At 68.8% G+C, this 17,891-nt stretch carries 14 protein-coding genes; 8 read left to right on the forward strand and 6 right to left on the reverse strand.

Going from position 1 to position 17,891, the window contains the following annotated elements; genetic code table 11:
• Positions 1 to 196: 196 nt before the first annotated feature.
• Entirely contained in the window at positions 197 to 427 is a 231-nt protein-coding gene (locus tag ABZS69_RS44010; RefSeq protein ID WP_355383415.1) for a hypothetical protein, read from the reverse strand.
• A 95-nt stretch (positions 428 to 522) separates the two neighbouring features.
• Here ABZS69_RS44010 and ABZS69_RS44015 point away from each other — a divergent pair, with 95 nt between their 5' ends.
• The 4 genes from ABZS69_RS44015 to ABZS69_RS44030 all read left to right on the forward strand — a co-directional run bounded on the left by ABZS69_RS44015 (position 523) and on the right by ABZS69_RS44030 (position 4,098).
• On the forward strand, positions 523 to 708 hold the full coding sequence (locus ABZS69_RS44015; protein WP_355383418.1) for a hypothetical protein: 186 nt from the start codon (positions 523 to 525) through the stop codon (positions 706 to 708).
• Positions 705 to 965 (forward strand): hypothetical protein, encoded by a 261-nt coding sequence (locus ABZS69_RS44020; RefSeq protein WP_355383421.1) that lies wholly within the window; start codon positions 705 to 707, stop codon positions 963 to 965. The genes ABZS69_RS44015 and ABZS69_RS44020 overlap by 4 nt, the downstream gene beginning before the upstream one ends.
• Before the next feature lie 104 nt (positions 966 to 1,069).
• A complete protein-coding gene (locus ABZS69_RS44025; RefSeq protein WP_355383424.1) occupies positions 1,070 to 2,647 on the forward strand; it encodes an FAD-binding oxidoreductase in 1,578 nt (525 codons plus the stop codon).
• A gap of 1,196 nt (positions 2,648 to 3,843) precedes the next feature.
• Complete coding sequence (locus tag ABZS69_RS44030) at positions 3,844 to 4,098, forward strand: hypothetical protein (protein ID WP_355383426.1); 255 nt, start codon at positions 3,844 to 3,846, stop codon at positions 4,096 to 4,098.
• A 1,158-nt stretch (positions 4,099 to 5,256) separates the two neighbouring features.
• Here ABZS69_RS44030 and ABZS69_RS44035 read toward each other — a convergent pair.
• A complete protein-coding gene (locus tag ABZS69_RS44035; RefSeq protein WP_355383429.1) occupies positions 5,257 to 6,270 on the reverse strand; it encodes a hydroxyacid dehydrogenase in 1,014 nt (337 codons plus the stop codon).
• 7 nt (positions 6,271 to 6,277) lie between these two features.
• Positions 6,278 to 7,315 carry a LacI family DNA-binding transcriptional regulator gene (locus ABZS69_RS44040; protein ID WP_355383431.1) on the reverse strand — a complete coding sequence of 346 codons (1,038 nt, stop codon included), beginning with the start codon at positions 7,313 to 7,315 and terminating at the stop codon, positions 6,278 to 6,280.
• A gap of 188 nt (positions 7,316 to 7,503) precedes the next feature.
• Here ABZS69_RS44040 and ABZS69_RS44045 point away from each other — a divergent pair, with 188 nt between their 5' ends.
• The 4 genes from ABZS69_RS44045 to ABZS69_RS44060 all read left to right on the forward strand — a co-directional run bounded on the left by ABZS69_RS44045 (position 7,504) and on the right by ABZS69_RS44060 (position 14,613).
• Complete coding sequence (locus ABZS69_RS44045; protein ID WP_355383434.1) at positions 7,504 to 8,478, forward strand: ABC transporter permease subunit; 975 nt, start codon at positions 7,504 to 7,506, stop codon at positions 8,476 to 8,478.
• On the forward strand, positions 8,475 to 9,359 hold the full coding sequence (locus ABZS69_RS44050; RefSeq protein ID WP_355383437.1) for a carbohydrate ABC transporter permease: 885 nt from the start codon (positions 8,475 to 8,477) through the stop codon (positions 9,357 to 9,359). The genes ABZS69_RS44045 and ABZS69_RS44050 overlap by 4 nt, the downstream gene beginning before the upstream one ends.
• A gap of 81 nt (positions 9,360 to 9,440) precedes the next feature.
• Complete coding sequence (locus ABZS69_RS44055) at positions 9,441 to 11,084, forward strand: extracellular solute-binding protein (RefSeq protein WP_355383440.1); 1,644 nt, start codon at positions 9,441 to 9,443, stop codon at positions 11,082 to 11,084.
• Between the two features lie 94 nt (positions 11,085 to 11,178).
• Positions 11,179 to 14,613 (forward strand): DNRLRE domain-containing protein, encoded by a 3,435-nt coding sequence (locus tag ABZS69_RS44060; protein ID WP_355383443.1) that lies wholly within the window; start codon positions 11,179 to 11,181, stop codon positions 14,611 to 14,613.
• Positions 14,614 to 14,714: 101 nt separating this feature from the next.
• Here the strand turns inward: ABZS69_RS44060 and infA are convergent, their stop codons facing one another.
• The 3 genes from infA to ABZS69_RS44075 all read right to left on the reverse strand — a co-directional run bounded on the left by infA (position 14,715) and on the right by ABZS69_RS44075 (position 17,468).
• The gene (infA, locus tag ABZS69_RS44065) at positions 14,715 to 14,939 is read right to left on the reverse strand and encodes a translation initiation factor IF-1 (RefSeq protein ID WP_355383447.1); all 225 of its coding nucleotides are present in this window, start codon (positions 14,937 to 14,939) and stop codon (positions 14,715 to 14,717) included.
• Entirely contained in the window at positions 14,932 to 15,720 is a 789-nt protein-coding gene (locus ABZS69_RS44070) for a GNAT family N-acetyltransferase (protein WP_355383450.1), read from the reverse strand. Before ABZS69_RS44070 ends, infA begins: the two co-directional genes overlap by 8 nt.
• Positions 15,721 to 15,989: 269 nt before the next feature.
• Positions 15,990 to 17,468, reverse strand: a complete 1,479-nt coding sequence (locus ABZS69_RS44075) for an alpha/beta fold hydrolase (protein WP_355383453.1) — start codon at positions 17,466 to 17,468, stop codon at positions 15,990 to 15,992.
• Positions 17,469 to 17,891: the final 423 nt, after the last annotated feature.

A 17,891-nucleotide genomic window follows, 5' to 3' on the forward strand; every position in this document is an offset into this window, starting at 1 on the left:
CCACCGGGGAGGTGGGGGCGGGTGAGAGGCGGACGGCGGTCAGACGCAGGCACTGTCCGTCGGTGTTCTTGGCGCACACCTCGACGTCGGCCTGGGGATGGTCCGGGGAGGGGCGTACCGGGCTCAGCGGGTCTCGACCACGTGCCGCGGGCCCGGGTCGAGCACAGATACAGCCGCCGCATTGACGAGCCCGGACTCATGGCGTCAGCTCGCCGCACGTGTGCGCGGACCTGCCAGAAGCTCGGCCGGTCAAGGCCTGCTGGCGACGATATTCCTCCTCGTCGATCTCATCGCGGATGAGCAGGACGAGCAGCTGCCGCTCCTGCGGCGAGCAGGCCTGCCATGGGGCCGGTGTCCGCCGGTACAGGAACACCGCGGCCAACGCCGCGGCGATGGCCGCGCAGAAAAGGATCTCGCTGACGATCAAGGACACGGTTCTCCTCCCGCCGGTGATGGGTATGCCGGCTGGGTGGTGGTGCGAATCTCAGTGCTGGAGGGGGTTCGGCTGATGAGGTCGGCCCCGTGCTGGAGCCGACACCGGCCGTCGGCCTGGTGGCCGGCTCGCCGCCGTTGGCCACCGACGGGATGACCACGGCCGTCGCCGGCCACAGCCTGCGCGTGCTCGGCAGCGCCGGTTCCGGCGCGATGGCAAGAGGATGCACGTGGGCCGGCCCGATCAGCGCTGGTGAAGGCTCACTTTCGGGGTGATCTACAGATCCGGGATGTCGTGGTGGTGGCGGCGGGATGCGCGCCGTGAAGGCCCGCAGGTAGCCGGTCAGGAATTCGGCGGTGGACGGCGCCTGGATGTCGCCGTTGTCGTCGATCAGTCTCTTGGTGAACTGGATGTAGGCCTCGGGCTGGCCCATCACCGGGGTGTTGGTGAAGGACAGGATGGTCTTGAGGTGCTGCATGCTGAGGTCGAGGTCGTGCGGGAGGTCCGCAGGCGGACCGGTGACCTGACCTGACGTCGTAGCGCGGGGGAAGCGAGACGTTTCCGTAACGCTACAGCATCATACAACTACTCTCTGTAAAGATTCAACTGCATTGAGCGAGAGGAAGGGTGGGAGCGGTGAGCGGAGCGAGATCCATCACGGACAAGGGCGGCATCAAGATCATGCCGGAGGATCGGCGGTTCGCTTCTCTGAGCAGGGGGTTCAATCCACGATGGACCTCCCATCCCCAATACGTCCGCCTGGTGCGCACGAGTGAGGAGGTCGTGCACGCGCTCCAACAGGCAGTCGACGAGCCCAGCCCTGCCGACCTGCGTACGCGCATCACCGTGCGCTCCGGCGGCCACTGCTACGAAGACTTCGTCTGCGCGGAGGACGTGCGGGTGATCATTGACGTGTCGCTCATGAACAACATCTACGAGGACCGCGGCATGATCTGTGTCGAGGCCGGTGCCACGAACGGTGATCTGCGCAAGCGGCTGTTCCTGCTGACTGGCAAGGCGTTGCCGGGCGGCTCCTGCCCGTCGGTAGGGATCGGCGGGCACGTCCCGGCCGGAGGGTTCGGGCTGCTGTCGCGGCAGTTCGGGCTCACGGTCGATTACCTGCACGCGGTCGAGATCGCCGTCGTGGACAAGGACGGCAAGGTCAGCCTGGAGACCGTCAGTAGAGATCAGAAGAACAGCGACCCCGACCGGTACGGCCTGTGGTGGGCCAACACCGGCGGAGGAGGCGGGAACTTCGGGATCGTGACGAAGTTCTGGTTCAAGGGCCTGCCTGACGCGCCTGAGCGGGTGCTGTTCGTCGCGAGCGGCTGGGAATGGGCCGACATGAGGCAGGAGCACTTCACGCAGATCATCGAGAATTTCGGAGAGTTCTTCGCCTCGGGGGCCGCGGCCGACCCTGAGCAGTACGGGCCGCTGTTCGGCATCCTGCTGCTCACCCACAGGAGCAAGAAGAAGGTCGGCCTCATCGCCCAGATCGACGCGGGCCTGCCGAACGCCGGGCAGCGCATGGACGCTTTCCGCCGGGCGATGCGCGGCGACGTACCCATCGGGTTGGCCGACCTCGACGAGGCGTATGGCGAGTACGCCGCCCTGTCCGGCCTGGCCGAGCCCAAGCCACTGCCCTGGGACTCGGCCGAGAAGCTGCTCGGGCCCGTCGACAATCTGCGCTGCGGCAAGCACAAGTCTGCGTACATGCTCGACCGCATGCCCGGCGAGCAGATCGAGGCGTTGTGGCGGGCCCTGGCACTGGAGAAGGACGGCATAGAGCGCGACGCCGTCGTCCAGATCGACTCCTATGGCGCCGCCATCAACACCGTCCCCGTCGAGGACACCGCGGTCGCGCAGCGCAGCTCGATCCTGAAGCTGCAGCACCAGATCTACTGGCCCGTGGACAAAGACGGCACAGACCACCTGCGCTGGATTCGCAAGCTCTACCAGGACATGTACGCCGCCACCGGCGGAGTGCCCGCTTCCCCTGCTCCGGCGCGCCCCTCGGTCACCGACGGCTGCTACATCGGCTATCCCGACGTCGACCTGAACGATCGCCCAGGGGAGGAGATCGACCGTTGGTCCACGCTGTACTACGGATCGCACTACGAAGCGTTGCAGCGGGTCAAGGACCGCTGGGACCCGCGTGACATCTTCCGTCACCAGCAGTCCATCGAGCTGCCGCCCCAGCGACTGGCAAGGTAAGCGGTCTGCGAGATGGATATCGGTTCCCCATCAGATGTAGCAGGCCTGTTGGCGGATCCCGTAGTAGCAGGTCAGCGCAACATTGCCAGTGACCTCCTCGACGCGGCGGATGCGGGCCAGGCGCCGCCTGGCCTCACGATCGAGCAGGGGACCTCGCTGGCCCTGGCGGCGCGCTACGCCCGGCGAGGAGGCCGGTCAACACCTCCGATTGACGGTGCTCCTGCGCTCGACGATGCATTGGAAACTGTTGGCGAAGTTCGAGCCGCTGTGGACGTTGTTACTGTTCGGGGAGCCCTTCGCGAAGGAGAAGTTGCCGCTGTTCACCTGGTGGCCCTTACTCCAGTAGTTGCCGCTGTTCCAGGAGTCGCCCCTGCCCCTGTGATTTCTGTTCGGCATCGACATCGCGGTCGTCGACAACATCAGCCCGAGACACGCCACGACCGCTCCTATCCTGCGCATACTCATCGTTGGTCTCCGAGCCACTGGGAACTGTTGATGGTGTTGCCGCCGTCGACGATGTTGCCGCAGCTGGTGGAGCTTCCGCAGTTCTCCGCGCGCGGTTGAGGCACTTCATCGGAGAACGGAGGGCCGGCGAGTTGCGGGCGATCAGGCGAGTGCCGCAGAGAACGCGGCGGGCCCGGTCGGCAACGCGCCGCATCCCATTTCGGCGATCCAGACGAATGGCCCCAACGTTCTCCCGCCATCATCACGACATGCCCGCTCGACAAACACTAAGCAATCATTGACGACATACAGCCATCGTGCCATGTGAGGGCCTATATGCCGGCCACAGGCAGGGTGAGGAGAGGCCGCGTGTCGGAGCGGTCGGAGTTGGGGTCCGGGAGCGGGTGCGGCTGATAGGCCCCTGACGTCGCACAGGGCCTGTGACGGCTGGCCAAGTCCATTGGATTGGACAATGGAAGCATTCGGAATGGTGGCGGCTTCCGGGACTGAGGCCGTTAGTGAACAGCGGAAACTCCGTCCATGCAGACGGCTCCGGGCCCAGCGGCAACACCTTCGGCGGCGGTAATTCACCAACGGCCTCAGCGGATCGTCGAAGGATAGGAGCATCAGGGAGGTCTACGTGTCGCTGTTCGACGCCGAGGTCGTCGACGTCGCCCGTTACGGCCCCGCCGCCCTTGGGAGGAGGGCAAGATCGAGTATGTGACGTTCGTCCTGGCCGGCCAGGAGGACATGTGAACGACAGCGCCGTCCCGCACCACTCCACCGTTCACGCCGTCGATGTCGCGTATGCCGGGTGCGACACCGAGGAGGACATCGACCGCCTGTGCGCGGCGCTCTCCGAGGGCGGACAGCTGATGCCGCTGAGCTCCTACGGCTCCAGCGGGAGTTCGGCTGGGTCAACGATCGGTTCGGCGCCTCCTTGCAGCTCAACCACCCCTGACGTCCGCGAGGACAGTGGCGATGATCGAGAGTTCGCGGCAGCCTGAAAGCATCGCAGTCCTTCGGGAGCGCGTTCGGCCAGCACGCGCAACCGGGCCTCGGTCCTGGAAGAATGCGGCCGAAAGCAACGATGGGTACTGGCGATGTCACCCAATGGATGATGAAGGGCAGGCACAATTCCTGACCCTGCGCGGCGACCGGCAGCGGCTTCGGTTCGGCCCTTTCCGGTTCTCATGGAGGAGATCCTCGCCGAAGTCGGTTTCCATACGGTGCTCACCCGCGTCCGGATGCTGCGGATGAACGCGGTCATGGAGCGGTGGGTGCAGTTGTGCCGCCGTGAGTCGCCGGACCGTGGTTTGCTCTGGAACGCAGTGCTACCTAGGCATACATGAGGAGTTCTATAACGGGCGCTGATCGACAATCTGCTGGACTACCGATCCCCGCCGCGCCGGCGTGCCAAGCAGGCCGCCTGATCCTCGCTGGTGGCGTGATGGCCGGCGACAGTCCGCCTCGTTCTCCTAGAACACGAAACCTGGCCACCACCTCAGGCGGCCAGGTCCATTTGCCAGGGGGCAGCAGGAGTGAAACCCCTGCCGATCTGCCCCTCGCTCAACGGCGACGGCGGCTGGAACGGTCACTGAAGATCCCCTTTTCCGGCCTCAGCCGCCGCCTCGGCCCAGGAGGCTCAACGACCATGGGCAAGATCCTCACAGCGGACATGTAACGCGGGAAGATCATGGTTTCGCTCCTTTCGGAAATCGGCGGAGCGGTTGAGGGGCTGACGTATACATCCCCAACCAACTAGACATACCCCTCATGCAGCTACTTTACCCCTCATGCTCTGACTCCCGCGCCCGACGCGCGGGTCTGAGGCTCGGGACAGGCCGCGACCGTCATCGTTACCCCGCGAGATCTTGTGCCGGCTGCGGCTCCTCGTTCGCCCGGACACCGTCCTGCGCCGGCGCCGCGATCTGCTCAACCAGCACCGCGCCCACCAAGCCCTTGATCAAGCGGCCCCGCTACGCGTCGTCCCGGATCCGATCAAAGATCCAGGGCGAATCGCCGCTTTGGACATACGCCGAAGAGGTCGGCTTGGCGGCGTTCTCCACGAGTACTCACATGCAGCTTGAGCTGCATTTTTCGGCAGGCCCGTGCCAGCCGGTGAGGAAGGGCGTTGTCACGCGAGAATGTCCTTACCAGGGTTTCTAGGCGATGCGGGCGAGGTCGCGCATATGGATCGGGTACGCCGGAGGCAGCCCCTTGGCGTACCGCTCGAGTTCGTCGAGGGCAGCCTCGGCGAGGCGATGGACCTCCGTGCCCATGGCGCCGGCGATGTGCGGCGTGAGCTGCACGTTGGGCAGCCCGAACAGCGGTGAGTCGACCGGCAGCGGTTCGGGGTCGGTGACGTCGAGGATCGCGCTGAGCCGCCCGCTCACGCATTCGGCGGTGAGCGCGTCGGTGTCGATCAGGCTGCCCCGGGCGGTGTTGATGACCGTGGCGTGGTCGGGCAGCAGCGCGAGGCGGTCGGCGTTCAGCAGGTTCCGGGTCTCGGGCAGCGACGGCGCGTGCAGGGTCACGATGTCGCTGCGGCGCAGCAGGTCGGGCAGCGGAACGAGGGTCGTGCCGAGGGCCTGGGCGTCCGCCTCGGTGGCGTAGGGGTCGCTCGCGAGCACGGTGAGGTCGAAGGAGCGCAGCAGGTGTGCCACCCGCCGGCCGGTGTGCGACAGGCCGACGATGCCGACGACGCGACCGTAGTTGGACCCGGCGGTCACCCGTTCGCGCCACGCGGAGTCGGCGCCCTGCCGCCGGTACGCCTCGGCGAAGGCGCTCACGCGTTTGCCGCTGTGCAGGATCGCGGCGAGGGTGTACTCCGCGACCGGCATCGCGTTGGCGCTGGCCGCGGAGGTGACGAGGATTCCGCGTTCCCAGCAGGAGGCGTCGGTCAGATGCGTCTTGACGGTGCCGGCCGCGTGCAGCACGGCGCGCAGCCGGGGAGCGGCATCGAGGACCTCGCCGGTCAGGGGCGGACACCCCCAACCTGTGATCATGACTTCGAGCTCGCGGAGCCGGGCGCGGCTTGCCGGCGAGCCGAGCTCGGTCAGCGGTTCGGGGCGGTCGAGCTGGGCGAGGGCGTGTAGTCGCTCGAATCGCGCGGCGTCGAAAAGCTGGCGGATGGTCGGTTCGGACATGACCAGTGCGGTCACGGGCCGGCGGGTCATCGTGCTCCTATTCGGTGGTGGCTGCGATCGCGACGCTGTCCCGCACGACGACGTGAGTGCCGAGCACGACCCGCTGGTCGACGGTGTCCGGCGTCATCGCCATCGTGGCGGCGAGCCGGCCCAGCTCCCGGGCGGGAATGTGCACGGTGGTCAGCCCGAGGTCGGCGGCGAAGGCGGCGTCGTCGTACCCCACGACCGAGATGTCCTCGGGCGTGCGCAGCCCGGCCTCTCGCAGGGCTTGCAGGACGCCGCTCGCGACGTGGTCGGTGTGGGCGAACACGGCGGTGAAGTCCGGCGGCCCGGCCCGCAGAATGTCGCGCATGCGGGCGTAGCCGGTCTCGCGGCTCCACGCGGGGCCCGCCTCCAGCCGGGGGTCGAGGTCGCCGCCGAGGTCGGCCAGGGCACGGCGGTATCCGTCCCGCCGCCGCAGACTGGTGCTGTGGTCCTGCTGGCCGCTCAGGAGCAGGATGCGGCGGTGGCCGCGCGACAGCAGATGACTGGTCGCGGCGTACGCACCGCCCTCGTTGTCGTACTCGACCACGCCGGCGGGCACGTCCGGGCCAAGTGAGGGGCGGGCGCACAGCACCAGACGTGAGCCGGTCTGCGCGAGCGAGCCGGCGAAGGCGCTGGTCTGGCGCACGTATTCCGGGGTTTCCGTGACGGCGCCGATGAGGACGATGGCCGGCGAGTGCTGGGCGCTCATCTGCCGCAGCACCTGCAGCTCGCGATCGGGGTCGCCGCCGGTGGTGCCGATCAGGCAGAACCGGCCGGCGTCGGCGAGGGTGCTGGCGATGCTCTGAACCAGGCTCATGAGGAAGCCGTCGTCGAGCATCCGGACCACGATCGCGATCGTGCCGGTGTCCTGGCGGATCAGCGCGCGGGCGTGCGGATTGGCGACGTAGTCGAGGTCGCGGACCGCGCGCATGACCTTGTCGCGGGTTTCCGGCGCCGGTGGATAACTGCCGTTGAGGATGCGTGACACGGTGGACACCGAGACGCCCGCTCGGGCCGCCACGTCGCGGATGCTCGCCCGCCCGTTCTCCATGCCGTTGTCTACCTCCGTGCCGCGGTGTTAAAAGGCTTTAACGATGAGCCTAGCGCGCGCCCTCGCCGTTGGTCCAGAGGAGCGGTTCTATCGGCCTGATTGCGAAGCTTGGGTATTGACGTGACAGTGAAACCCTTTTAACGTGCCGAGAACCAAGCGACATTGCGTAGCTGTTTCCAGGAGGCAACGTGGCCGTCACCCTCGCTGACCGGCGGACGGACGATCCGCCCACCAGCGCGGCCGGGTCCGCGCGCCGGCGCGGCGGCCGGTGGCAGCGGCTGCGCCGCAGCCGCCTGTTGCTGCTCATGATGGCACCGGGAGTGCTGTACTTCCTGGTGTTCCACTACGTCGCTCTGCTGGGCAACGTCATCGTCTTCCAGGACTACCAGCCGTTCGCGGGCATCGCGAACAGCCCCTGGGTCGGCCTGGAGAACTTCCGGGAGCTGTTCGCCGACCCCGACTTCTGGCAGGCGGCGCTCAACACGATCAGCCTCGCCACGCTGCAGCTGATCTTCTATTTCCCGGTGTCGGTGGCCCTGGCGCTGCTGCTGCACAGCCTGACCCGAGGGTGGGTGCGCAAGGCGGTCCAGAGCATCGTCTACCTACCTCATTTCATCTCCTGGGTGATCGTCGTCGCGCTGTTCCAGCAACTGCTCGGTGCGGCGGGCGTCCTCAACGGGCTGTTCGCCGACAACGGCTACCACCTGGTCAACGTCTTCAGCGAGCCGTCGTTGTTCAAGCCGCTGATGATCGCCGAGCTGATCTGGAAGGACTGCGGCTGGGGCACGATCATCGTGCTGGCCGCCCTGCACAACGTGGACGATCAGCTCTACGAGGCCTCCGCGATCGACGGCGCGGGGTGGGGCCGGCGGCTGTGGCACGTGACCCTGCCGTCCCTGCGACCCGTCCTCGTCCTGCTGCTGATCCTGCGGTTGGGCGACATCCTGAGCGTCGGCTTCGACCAGGTCCTGCTGCAGCGCGACGGGTTCTCGCCCGGGGTCGCGGAGGTCCTGGACACCTACACCTACTACCACGGGGTGGTCAACGGCAGTTGGGGACCAGCCGCCCTGGCCGGCATCTTCAAGGGCCTCGTCGGCCTGGTCCTGATCGTCGTGGCCAACAAGGTCGCCCACCGGCTTGGCGAGGAAGGAGTCTACCGATGACACGTCCGGTCTGGATGGAGCCGCCCCGGCTGAGCACCAAGGCGGCGAAGGCCGTCGCGGTGACGATCACGCTGGCGCTGGTGATCATACCGTTCTGGGTGGTCGTCGCCACCAGCCTGTCGCCCGACACGCAGGTGATCCGTAACGGCGGCTGGTCGATCTGGCCCGAGCAGGTGACGCTGGACGCGTACCGGCGGCTGTTCGGCTCCGGGGTGATCTCGCACGCGGTGCTCGTCTCCAGCCTGGTCACGCTCGTGGGCACCGCGGTGAGCCTCACCGCCACCGTGCTGATGGCGTACGCGCTGGCCCGGCCGAACGTCTTCGGCGGTAAGCCGATCATGCTGGGCGTCCTGCTCACCTTCCTGTTCCCGCCGGCGATCATCCCCAGCTTCCTGGTCGTCAGCAACCTGGACCTGCGCAACCACTACGCGGCGCTGATCGCCCCGGTGCTGATCAGCTCCTTCAACCTGGTCATCATGCGGGGCTACTTCCAGGGCCTGCCGGCCCAGCTGTCGGAGAGCGCCCGCATCGACGGCGCCGGCGACGGCCGCGTGCTGTGGCACGTCGTACTTCCGCTGTCCAAGGCGATCATCGCGGTGGTCGGCTTCTACTACGCGGTCGGCTACTGGAACAGCTTCTTCAACGCCATGCTCTACCTCGACGACCAGTCCACCTGGCCGCTGCAGCCGATGCTGCGACAGATCGTCATGCTCGGGGCAAACCCCGACACGTCGATCGCGGCCGGAGCCGGGGCCACCCTCGCCCCGCAGACCACGACCATGGCCACCGTCGTGGTCGCGGTGCTGCCGATTCTCGCGGTCTATCCGCTCGTGCAGCGCTTCTTCGCCAAAGGCGTGCTCACCGGCGCGATCAAGGGCTGACCTGGCCGGACGGCCCACCCCACGCACACCTTCCGCGCCCGGCGCGGACCGCACAACCCCCCGGAAGGGAAAGCGCTTGCCATGGACATCTCCCGGAGATCGCTGCTCAGACTGACCGGCGGCGCCGCGCTCGCCTCCGCCGTACCCGGCCTCGCCGCCTGCGGCGACGGCGCGGGCACGTCGGTGGGCAACGCGGGCAAGAGTCTCGCCCCGCTTCCCGCCCACATCCCGATCAACCTGGTGAAGCCAGACCTGCCCGGCACCGCCCAAGGCGTCCAGGACGCCTTCCTGACCTATCCGCAGAAGCCGGCCCAGACCGTCGACGGCAAGCCGGGCGACGGCTCGGTCGTCACCTGCATGGTCATCACCTACGGCACGGCGCCGTCCCCGGCCGCGAGCAACAAGCTGTGGACCGCGATCAACGAGGCACTCGGGGTGGACCTGCGCCTCACCCTCGTCCCGGCGGCCGATCTCAACGCCAAGTACGCCACCATGATGGCCGGCGGCGACCTGCCCGACATCATCGCCACGATCGACGTGGCGATGTCCAACGCACTGCAGTTCACCCAGGCCAAGTGTGCCGATCTGACCGAGTACATCTCCGGTGACGCGATCAAGGACTACCCGAACCTGGCCAACCTGCCGACGATCTCATGGCAGAACGTCGGTCGAATCGGCGGCCGCCTCTATGGCATCCCGGTGCCCCGTCCCCAGCTCGCCGGCGTGATGTTCGGCAACAGGGAGAAGTTCGAGGCGGCCGGCATCAGGATGGGGCTCGGCGTGTCCACGGCCCAGTTCACCGAGGGCCTGGCCAAGCTCGCCACCGGCAAGCAGTTCCCGTTGGGCGGCAACAACTTCAGCGAGAACATCCACCTCGGCGCGGCCGGCGTCCCCAGCAACTGGGTGCGCGCCGACGGCGGCGCGTTCACCAGCCGCTACGAGAACCCGGTCTACCCGGAGGTGCTGCAGCGGCTGCGCGACTGGTACGAAAAGGGGTACTTCTATCCGGACCTGCTGAGCACCCAGGCGACCCAGGCGAACACGTTCTTCATGAACGGCACGACGCTGACCCTGGGCGGCGGCATCGGCGGCTACCCGGGAATGGTCTCCGGGGTCGGCGACGCCTTCACGGTCGACTTCGTCCGCCCGTACGGCGACAACCCGACTCCGTGGCTGGGCAACGGGGTGTTCTCCAACAGCGGCCGCGGCGGCTTCACCGCACTGAAGAAGGCGTCGCCGGAGCGCGTCAAGATGCTGCTGCGAGTGCTGAACTTCCTGGCCGCGCCGTTCGGCAGCAAGGAGTACGAGCTGATCAACTACGGTGTCGCCGGGGTGCACTTCACGACCGGTGCCGATGGCGACCCGTTGCCCACCGCGCTGGCCACCACCGGCGGCGAGAACAAGACGAACCTGCCCCTGCAGTACATCGCGGCCGCTCCGTACGTGCTCTACCTGCCTGGCAACCCCGACGCCACCCGCCGCAGCCACCAGGCCCAGCAGGAGATCGTCCCCATCGGCGTCGGCGACCCGTCCTACGGCCTGGTCTCGCCGACCCAGGCCGCGAAGGGCACGAAGCTCAACCAGCAGATCATCGACGTGACCAACGCGATCATCGCGGGCAAGCGCCCGGTGTCGGACTGGCGCGGGGCCGTCTCGCAGTGGAAGTCCCAGGGTGGCGACGCGATCGCCAAGGAGCTCGCCGAGCAGTACGCGGCCAATCACTGACCCACCGCCTCGCCGGCCACCCGGGTGGCCGGCGCGCCCCGGCAGACGCATGGGGGCAACTCCATCGAAGAGAAAAGGCTGTGCCATGCCGTCCTTGAGCACAACCGCCGCCCGGCTCCGCGCGGGCGCCGCCGCCCTCGTCCTGACCCTCGCCACGTTGACGACCCTGGCTGCGGTGGACACGCCCGCGCACGCCGATCCCGTCCAGCCTCCGGCCGGCGTCGTCGCGCTGCTGACACCGCAGCACCCGCGACTCCTGGCGACCGCGGAGACGTTCTCCGCCGCCGCCCGGCGCATCGGCACCGACACCCGGCTCAAGGCCTGGTATGACCAGGTCAAGGCCGGCGCCGACGGCATCCTCGGCACCTCGCCGCCGGCCGCCCTGTCGACCTCCGTCATCGACGAGGCGAAACGCCGCGTCTACGCCCTCGCCCTCGTCTACCGGATCACCGGCGAGACCCGGTACGCCGAACGCGCGGCGCGCGAACTCGTCGCCCTCTCCTCCGCCCCGGCCTGGGACAAGGAACAGTTCCTGGAGGTCGGAGAGCTGTCCAACAGCGTCGCGATCGGCTACGACTGGCTCTACGACTATCTGTCGGCGAGCGACAAGGCCACGATCCGCTCCGCCATCGTCACCAAGGCCCTGCGGCCGGCCCTCGTCCGCTACGGGTACGCCACTAGCTTCTACACCCAGAACCACAACTGGAACCTCGTCTGCAACGCGGTCGCGCTCGGGGCGCTGGCCATCGGCGACGACCCGGCCCTGACCGCCGACGAGCGCGACGTCGTCGACCAGGTGCTCAAGGCAAGCATCACGTCGATCCAGAACGGGATCAGCGGCTACAGCCCGGACGGCGCCAGCGGCGAGAGCCCGCAGTACTGGCAGTACGCCACCGAGTACCTCGTCCTCTACCTCGCCGCCATGAAGACCGCGACCGGCACCGACTTCGGCCTGTCCGACCTGCCCGGCCTCGCCGGCACCGGCGACTACGGCATCCACGTGACCGGCGCGACCGGCCTGACCTTCAACTACGGCGACGGCGGGACCGACCTGCTCGGCGCGGTCACCCCGACCTGGCAGGCGCCGTTCATGATGTGGCTCGCCACCCGCTACGGAAAGCCGCACTACATGGCCTGGCAGGCGCGGCTCGCCGACCGCTCGGCCAGCCCGATGGACATCCTCTGGTACGACCCGGCCGCCGCCGGCGGGGCCGGCCATCCGGCGGCGACCGACGCCTTCTTCGACGGCGTCGAACTCGCCACCGCCCGCAGCGCCTGGGACGACCCCTACGCGGTCTCCGTCGCCACCAAGGGCATGCGCGCCGGGTACGACCAGATCGCCGCCCACGAGAACCTCGACGCCGGAGACTTCGTCCTCGACGCCGCGGGCGTGCGCTGGTTCGACGACCTCGGCCTCGACAGCTACAGCCTCCCGGGATACTTCGACTGGACCAAGGACACCGGCGGCCGATGGGACTACTACGTGACCCGTCCCGAGGGCCAGAACACGATGCGGCTCGGCACCGGGCCCACCCCCTCCACCGCGCTGACCGCCGGCGCTCCGATCACCACCGTCAGCTCGACGCCCCAGAAATGGTACGAGATCACCGACCTCACCGGCCTCTACGGCGGCCGGGTGCAACGCGCCCAGCGCGGCCTGCAGCTGTTCGACGACCGGCGGCAGGTGCTGCTCCAGGACGAGGTGAAGACGAGCCAACCGATCGGCTACTGGTCGTTCCTGCACACCCGCGCCGACGTCGTGGTGGCCGCCGACGGACGGTCGGCCACCCTCTACCGCGGCGGACAGCGGCTCTGGGTCCAACTGCTCACCACCGATGGGCGGCTGCTCGTCGGGGACTCCCGGCCTCTGCCGGACAGCCCCGACCCCACCGGCCAGAGCCGCCAGCCCGGCTCGCGAACCCTCGCGATCCAGCTGACCGCGGCCGGGACCACCACGGTGGCGATGCGGATGGTTCCCCTCGCCGCGGGGCAGCAGCCGCCCGCCGACACCCCGGCGGTGACCCCGCTGGCCTCCTGGACGCCGGGCGCGACCGGCCCGGCGGCCCTGACCGGCATCATGATCGGCGCCGACCGCCTGGCCGGGTTCGATCCGCGGCGCTACCGCTACGACCTCACCCTGCCCACGAACACCGCCACCGCGCCCAAGGTCGTCCCCGTGACGCCGAGCGGCACCTACGCGACCGTCACCCGGGCGACCGCGATCCCGGGCACGGCCACCGTGACGACCTTCCGGCTCGACGCCGACCGCCAGAAGGTCTACGGCCCCACCTACCAGGTGCACTTCCGGCAGGCGGGAAAGACCGCCACCGCACTGCCCGTCGCGTCGGTCACCGCCAGTGCGAACGAGGGCGGCCCCGCGGCCGACGCCGTCGACGGCAACATGGGCAGCCGCTGGGCCGCGGCGGGCGACGGGCAGACTCTCACTCTCGACCTCGGCGCCAAGCGCACCGTCGGCGCCGTCGCCGTCGCATTCTTCAACGGGCACGCGCGAACGTCCACCTTCGACGTCCTCACCTCCGCCAACGGCACCACCTGGAACGCGGCGCTCACGGGAGCCGTCTCCGCCGGCACGTCCGACGACGCCGAAGTCTTCTCCTTCGCGGCGCGGCCGGCCCGCCACGTCCGGCTGGTCGGCCACGGGAACTCCGTCAGCAGCTACAACAGCGTCACCGAGATCCGGATCTACGCCAGGGGGTCCGACGCCCAGGCGGACGCGGCACCCCGGCCGGTCGTTCTCGGCACCGTGACCGCATCCCCGGCCGCCCCGCCGCCCCTGTCGGTCGGCGACACCCTGCGGCTGAGCCTGACCGGCAAGCAGACCGACGGCCGCCCGGCCGAGCTGTCCACGGCGACCATCACCTGGACCAGCAGCCATCCGGCCGTGGCCACGGTGGACGGCTCCGGCCTGGTCACCGCCGCCGGCGGTGGCAGCGCGAAAGCCGGCGCGCTGGTCATTCTCGCACCCGTCATGAAGGTCGTCCGGGTGCCGGTGTCGGTGGTCGACCCGTCCCACCTCGAACCCGTGGCCGACGGGTTCGTCCGCGACGGCGCCTACACCGCCACCGCCTTCGGTACGAGCTCCGTCCTCGAAGTACGCAACAATCCCAGCCTCGGCAGCGGGTTCGACCGGGTCGCGTACCTGACCTTCCCGCTGACCGCGGTGCACGGAACGGTCGGCTCGGCCGTCCTGCACGTCTACGGCTCGACCAGCGACAGCGCGGGCGCGACCGACGCCGTCCACGCGGTCACCGACGCGACCTGGAGCGAAGCCACGCTGACCTGGAACACCCGGCCACCGCTGGGCGCCGGTCTCGGCACGTTCACGCTCGGCACCACGACGTCCTGGCACACCGTCGACGTGACCGCGTTCGTCCAGGCCCAGCTCGCCGCCGGGCAGGACGCCGGCTTCGCGATCACGTCCACCGCCACGGCGTACGGGCCGTTCACCTCCTTCTCCAGCAAGGAAGCGATCGACAACCGCCCCTACCTGGAGCTGACGCTGTCCTGACCGGCGCGACGGCGCCGGTCAGCCGACCGGCGCCGACGGCAGCGTACGCGACCAGGACCGCCTGCCTGGAAGTGATCCGCCGCGAGCGACCGCGACATCGCCTAGTTGCGGTAGCGGTAGAGGATCCGGCCGCGGGTCAGGTCGTACGGGCTGAGCTCCACCAGCACCCGGTCGAAGGGGAGGATCTTGATGTAGTTCTTGCGGATCTTCCCGCTGATGTGGGCCAGCACCTTGTGCCCGTTCTCCAACTCCACCCTGAAGGTGGCGTTGCGCAGGCACTCGGTGACGGTGCCTTCCATTTCTATGCCGCCTGCTGCCCTAGCCATGTCGTTCACTTCCTTCCAACACCAGTTCCAGATTGCTGCCCGTACGGCGGGCGCCTATGGCCTCGAACAGTGCCATGGCCGCCGTGTTGGACTCGTTCACCTCGGCCGACGCCGCCTCGATCCCGCGGCGGTGCAGGTCATCCAGTACGCGGGCGAGCAGCGCCCGCCCGATCCCGCGGCGCCGGCAGTCGGATCGTACGGCGACCAGCCCGATGCGCGGCTGCCTGGTGACCGCCGCCAGCCGGACGAACCCCACGTATTCGCCGGCCTCCGCCGCCACCGTGTACCTCGACAGGTCCGGCGCGGCCGGGCGGGGCAGCACCTCGGCCGGCATTTCCCGCCAGCCGACGGCGGCCTCGACCTCGTCGCGGATCACGCGGTCCAGCGCCCGCAGCGGGCGCTCCTCCGCCGGCCCGATCGTCACTCCCGGCGGCGGGAGCGCCGGGCCGAGCCCAGTGAGACCCGGGTTGGTCGGCACGAGGCACTCCCACTCGCGCCGCCGCGTCGTGAACCCGGCCCGTTCCCAATGCGAGGTCAGGTCGAGGTCGTCCTCGCCGACCAGTGTGTACAGCGGCCTCGGCAGCTCCGCCAGCATGGCGCCGGCGAGCCGGTCGAAGACGGCGCAGTGCCAGGCGTCGATGCTGACGAACATCCGCCCGTCGGGCCTGCCTGAGATGTCGCCGTGGCCGACCACCTGGTCGTCCTCCACGGCGTGCCAGGAGCCGTCGGCGACGCGTTCGATCGTCACGGCTTGCCCGTCGGTACGGGCGGTGAGATGCATAGATTCCATAAGATGTTGCCTTCCGGGATTGCCCTTTTGCGGCGCTCCCAGGCGACACCTATGTCAATCGCCTGACCGTGACGACGGGGGGAGCACCCACATCGATCCAGCGTTCATGGGTCTCACCTCCTGGCGTGCTTGTCACGGTCCGAGGAACCTATCAGCGGTACGCGGTCACGTCCAACTGTTTTTCCAGCACGGTGCCGGGCTGATGGATGTCAGCCCGGCACCGTCCGGGTTGCTGGGTGTCAGCCCGGCACCGTCCGGTTTCAGCCCTGCGGCTCCTCCGCCGGGCAGCGGGCGCTCCGCGCGGGCACGGTCAGCGAGATCAGGTAGTCGTCCATCGCTTCCGTGGTGCACTCGGTCATGCCGTAGACGCCGTGGCCCCAGCCCTCGTACGTGAGCAGCGTGGCCTTGGCGCCGAGCTGGCGGGCCACGTTGGCCGACCACTCGTACGGCGTGTCCGGGTCGTGCATGGAAGTGCCCACCAGCAGCGGCGTGCTCCCGGTGTACCGCAGCCGATGCTGCGGGTTGTTGACCGGGACCTGGCGGCCCTGGCAGAGCGGCATGTCGCCCATCGGCATCGGGTTGTAGCGCAGGTCGGGCGCCACCGCGTTGGAGACGCGCATCACGTCGGCGTACTCGTCGTAGCCGCGCAGCGACAGGTTCCAGTCCTGGCAGAGGATCGCGGTCGGCAGTTCGGCGAACTCACCGTCCACGGGCCCGTTGCCGGGCGGGTTGCCCATGTCGTCCGGTACCGGCCCGCCGCCCAGGGCGAGCAGCACCTTGGCCTCCTGCCGCCAGGCCGGCGCCTCGTTGAGCACCACGCCCAGCCACAGCAGGTTGTGCGCACTCACCGGGCGGTCGGTGAAGCCCGGCCAGTACAGCTCGCCGCGGTCCGCCTTCTCCAGCAGCCCCTTCCACAGCGCCTTGATGTCGCGGCCGTGCAGGACGCAGTCGGTGTCCCGCTCGCACCAGGCGACGAATTCGTCGAAGCTGTCCTGGACGGTGGCCGCCTCGGTCACCTGGAAGTCCCTGACGTTCAGGCTGTGGTCCATGTTGCTGTCCAGCACCATGGCCCGGATCCGGTTCGGGTACATCTCGGCGTACATCTGCTGGGCCAGCGTGCCGTACGACACGCCGTAGGAGGTCAGCTTGTCCTCGCCCAGCGCGGCCCGGATGGCGTCCATGTCGCGCGCCACGTTGGCCGAGTCGAGGTGGTCGTACAGCGGGCCGGTCCGCTTACGGCAGTCGGCGTGCAGCTTCGCGTTGAAGGCCACCCACTTGTCGTAGTCGGCCTGGCTGGTCATCACCGGGTACGGCATCTCGTTGTACACCGACGCCGCACAGGTCGTCGAGCCGCTGCGAGCCACGCCCCGGGGGTCGTAGCCGACGATGTCGAACCGCCGCTGAACGTCCTCGCTGAACCCGGACGGCCGCAGGATGTCATTCACCCCGGAGTTGCCGGGCCCACCCGGGTTGGTCAGCAAGGAGCCGATCCGTGCGGACGGATCGGTGGCTTTACGCCGCGCCAGCGCCAGTTTCACGGTGGCCTCGTACGGCTTGGACCAGTCGATCGGCACGGTCAGCGTGCCGCACTCGACGGTGGGCTCCTCCTCACACGGTCCCCAGGCGATGCCACGCTTCCCTTCGTCGTCCGCGGCGCCGGCCACCTGGGTCGCCGATAACGGTAAGACCGTCGCCAACATCATGAAGGCGGTGGCGAGGATGGGTATTCTTCGTCGCATAATGCTCCAAATCGTAGATCGGCTGGCCAGGCCGCGGGGGCGAGTGAGCATAGGACGACCCTTTTCCGGTCCACTTCCGCCGGCCTTCCCACACCGGCCACGGACCCTGCCGCCACCCGGCCGGCAGCACTTGACCAGCCACTTCCGCCCCTGACAGGTCAGAAAGAGCCCCCGGCTACAACCACCCCGGGAACGGGACGACGCAGGCGCTGCGTGGCGATCACGCCTCCGGCGATCCTTCTCGCGACCGCCAGGGCCACCGCGACGGGGTGATCGACGTGGTCGTCGTCGGCGGCCGGATCGAGGCCCAGCTCGCGAAGGCATCGGCTGAGCCCGTCGGGATCCGCACCATGCCTCAGGAGACGGAGCTCCCCGGCACGCGAACCCCGCCGGCCGCGGTCCTCGACCGCGGACGAAGACGAT

The sequence above is a fragment of the Nonomuraea sp. NPDC005650 genome (assembly GCF_040605375.1).
In the GTDB taxonomy this organism is placed as follows: Bacteria; Actinomycetota; Actinomycetes; order Streptosporangiales; family Streptosporangiaceae; genus Nonomuraea.

Coding starts and splice junctions, on each gene's coding strand:
- ABZS69_RS44040 (WP_355383431.1), bottom strand. CDS start 7,315: ATGGAGAACGGGCGGGCGAGCATCCGCGACGTGGCGGCCCGAGCGGGC.
- ABZS69_RS44035 (WP_355383429.1), bottom strand. CDS start 6,270: ATGACCCGCCGGCCCGTGACCGCACTGGTCATGTCCGAACCGACCATC.
- ABZS69_RS44070 (WP_355383450.1), bottom strand. CDS start 15,720: ATGCATCTCACCGCCCGTACCGACGGGCAAGCCGTGACGATCGAACGC.
- ABZS69_RS44055 (WP_355383440.1), top strand. CDS start 9,441: ATGGACATCTCCCGGAGATCGCTGCTCAGACTGACCGGCGGCGCCGCG.
- ABZS69_RS44050 (WP_355383437.1), top strand. CDS start 8,475: ATGACACGTCCGGTCTGGATGGAGCCGCCCCGGCTGAGCACCAAGGCG.
- infA (WP_355383447.1), bottom strand. CDS start 14,939: ATGGCTAGGGCAGCAGGCGGCATAGAAATGGAAGGCACCGTCACCGAG.
- ABZS69_RS44075 (WP_355383453.1), bottom strand. CDS start 17,468: ATGCGACGAAGAATACCCATCCTCGCCACCGCCTTCATGATGTTGGCG.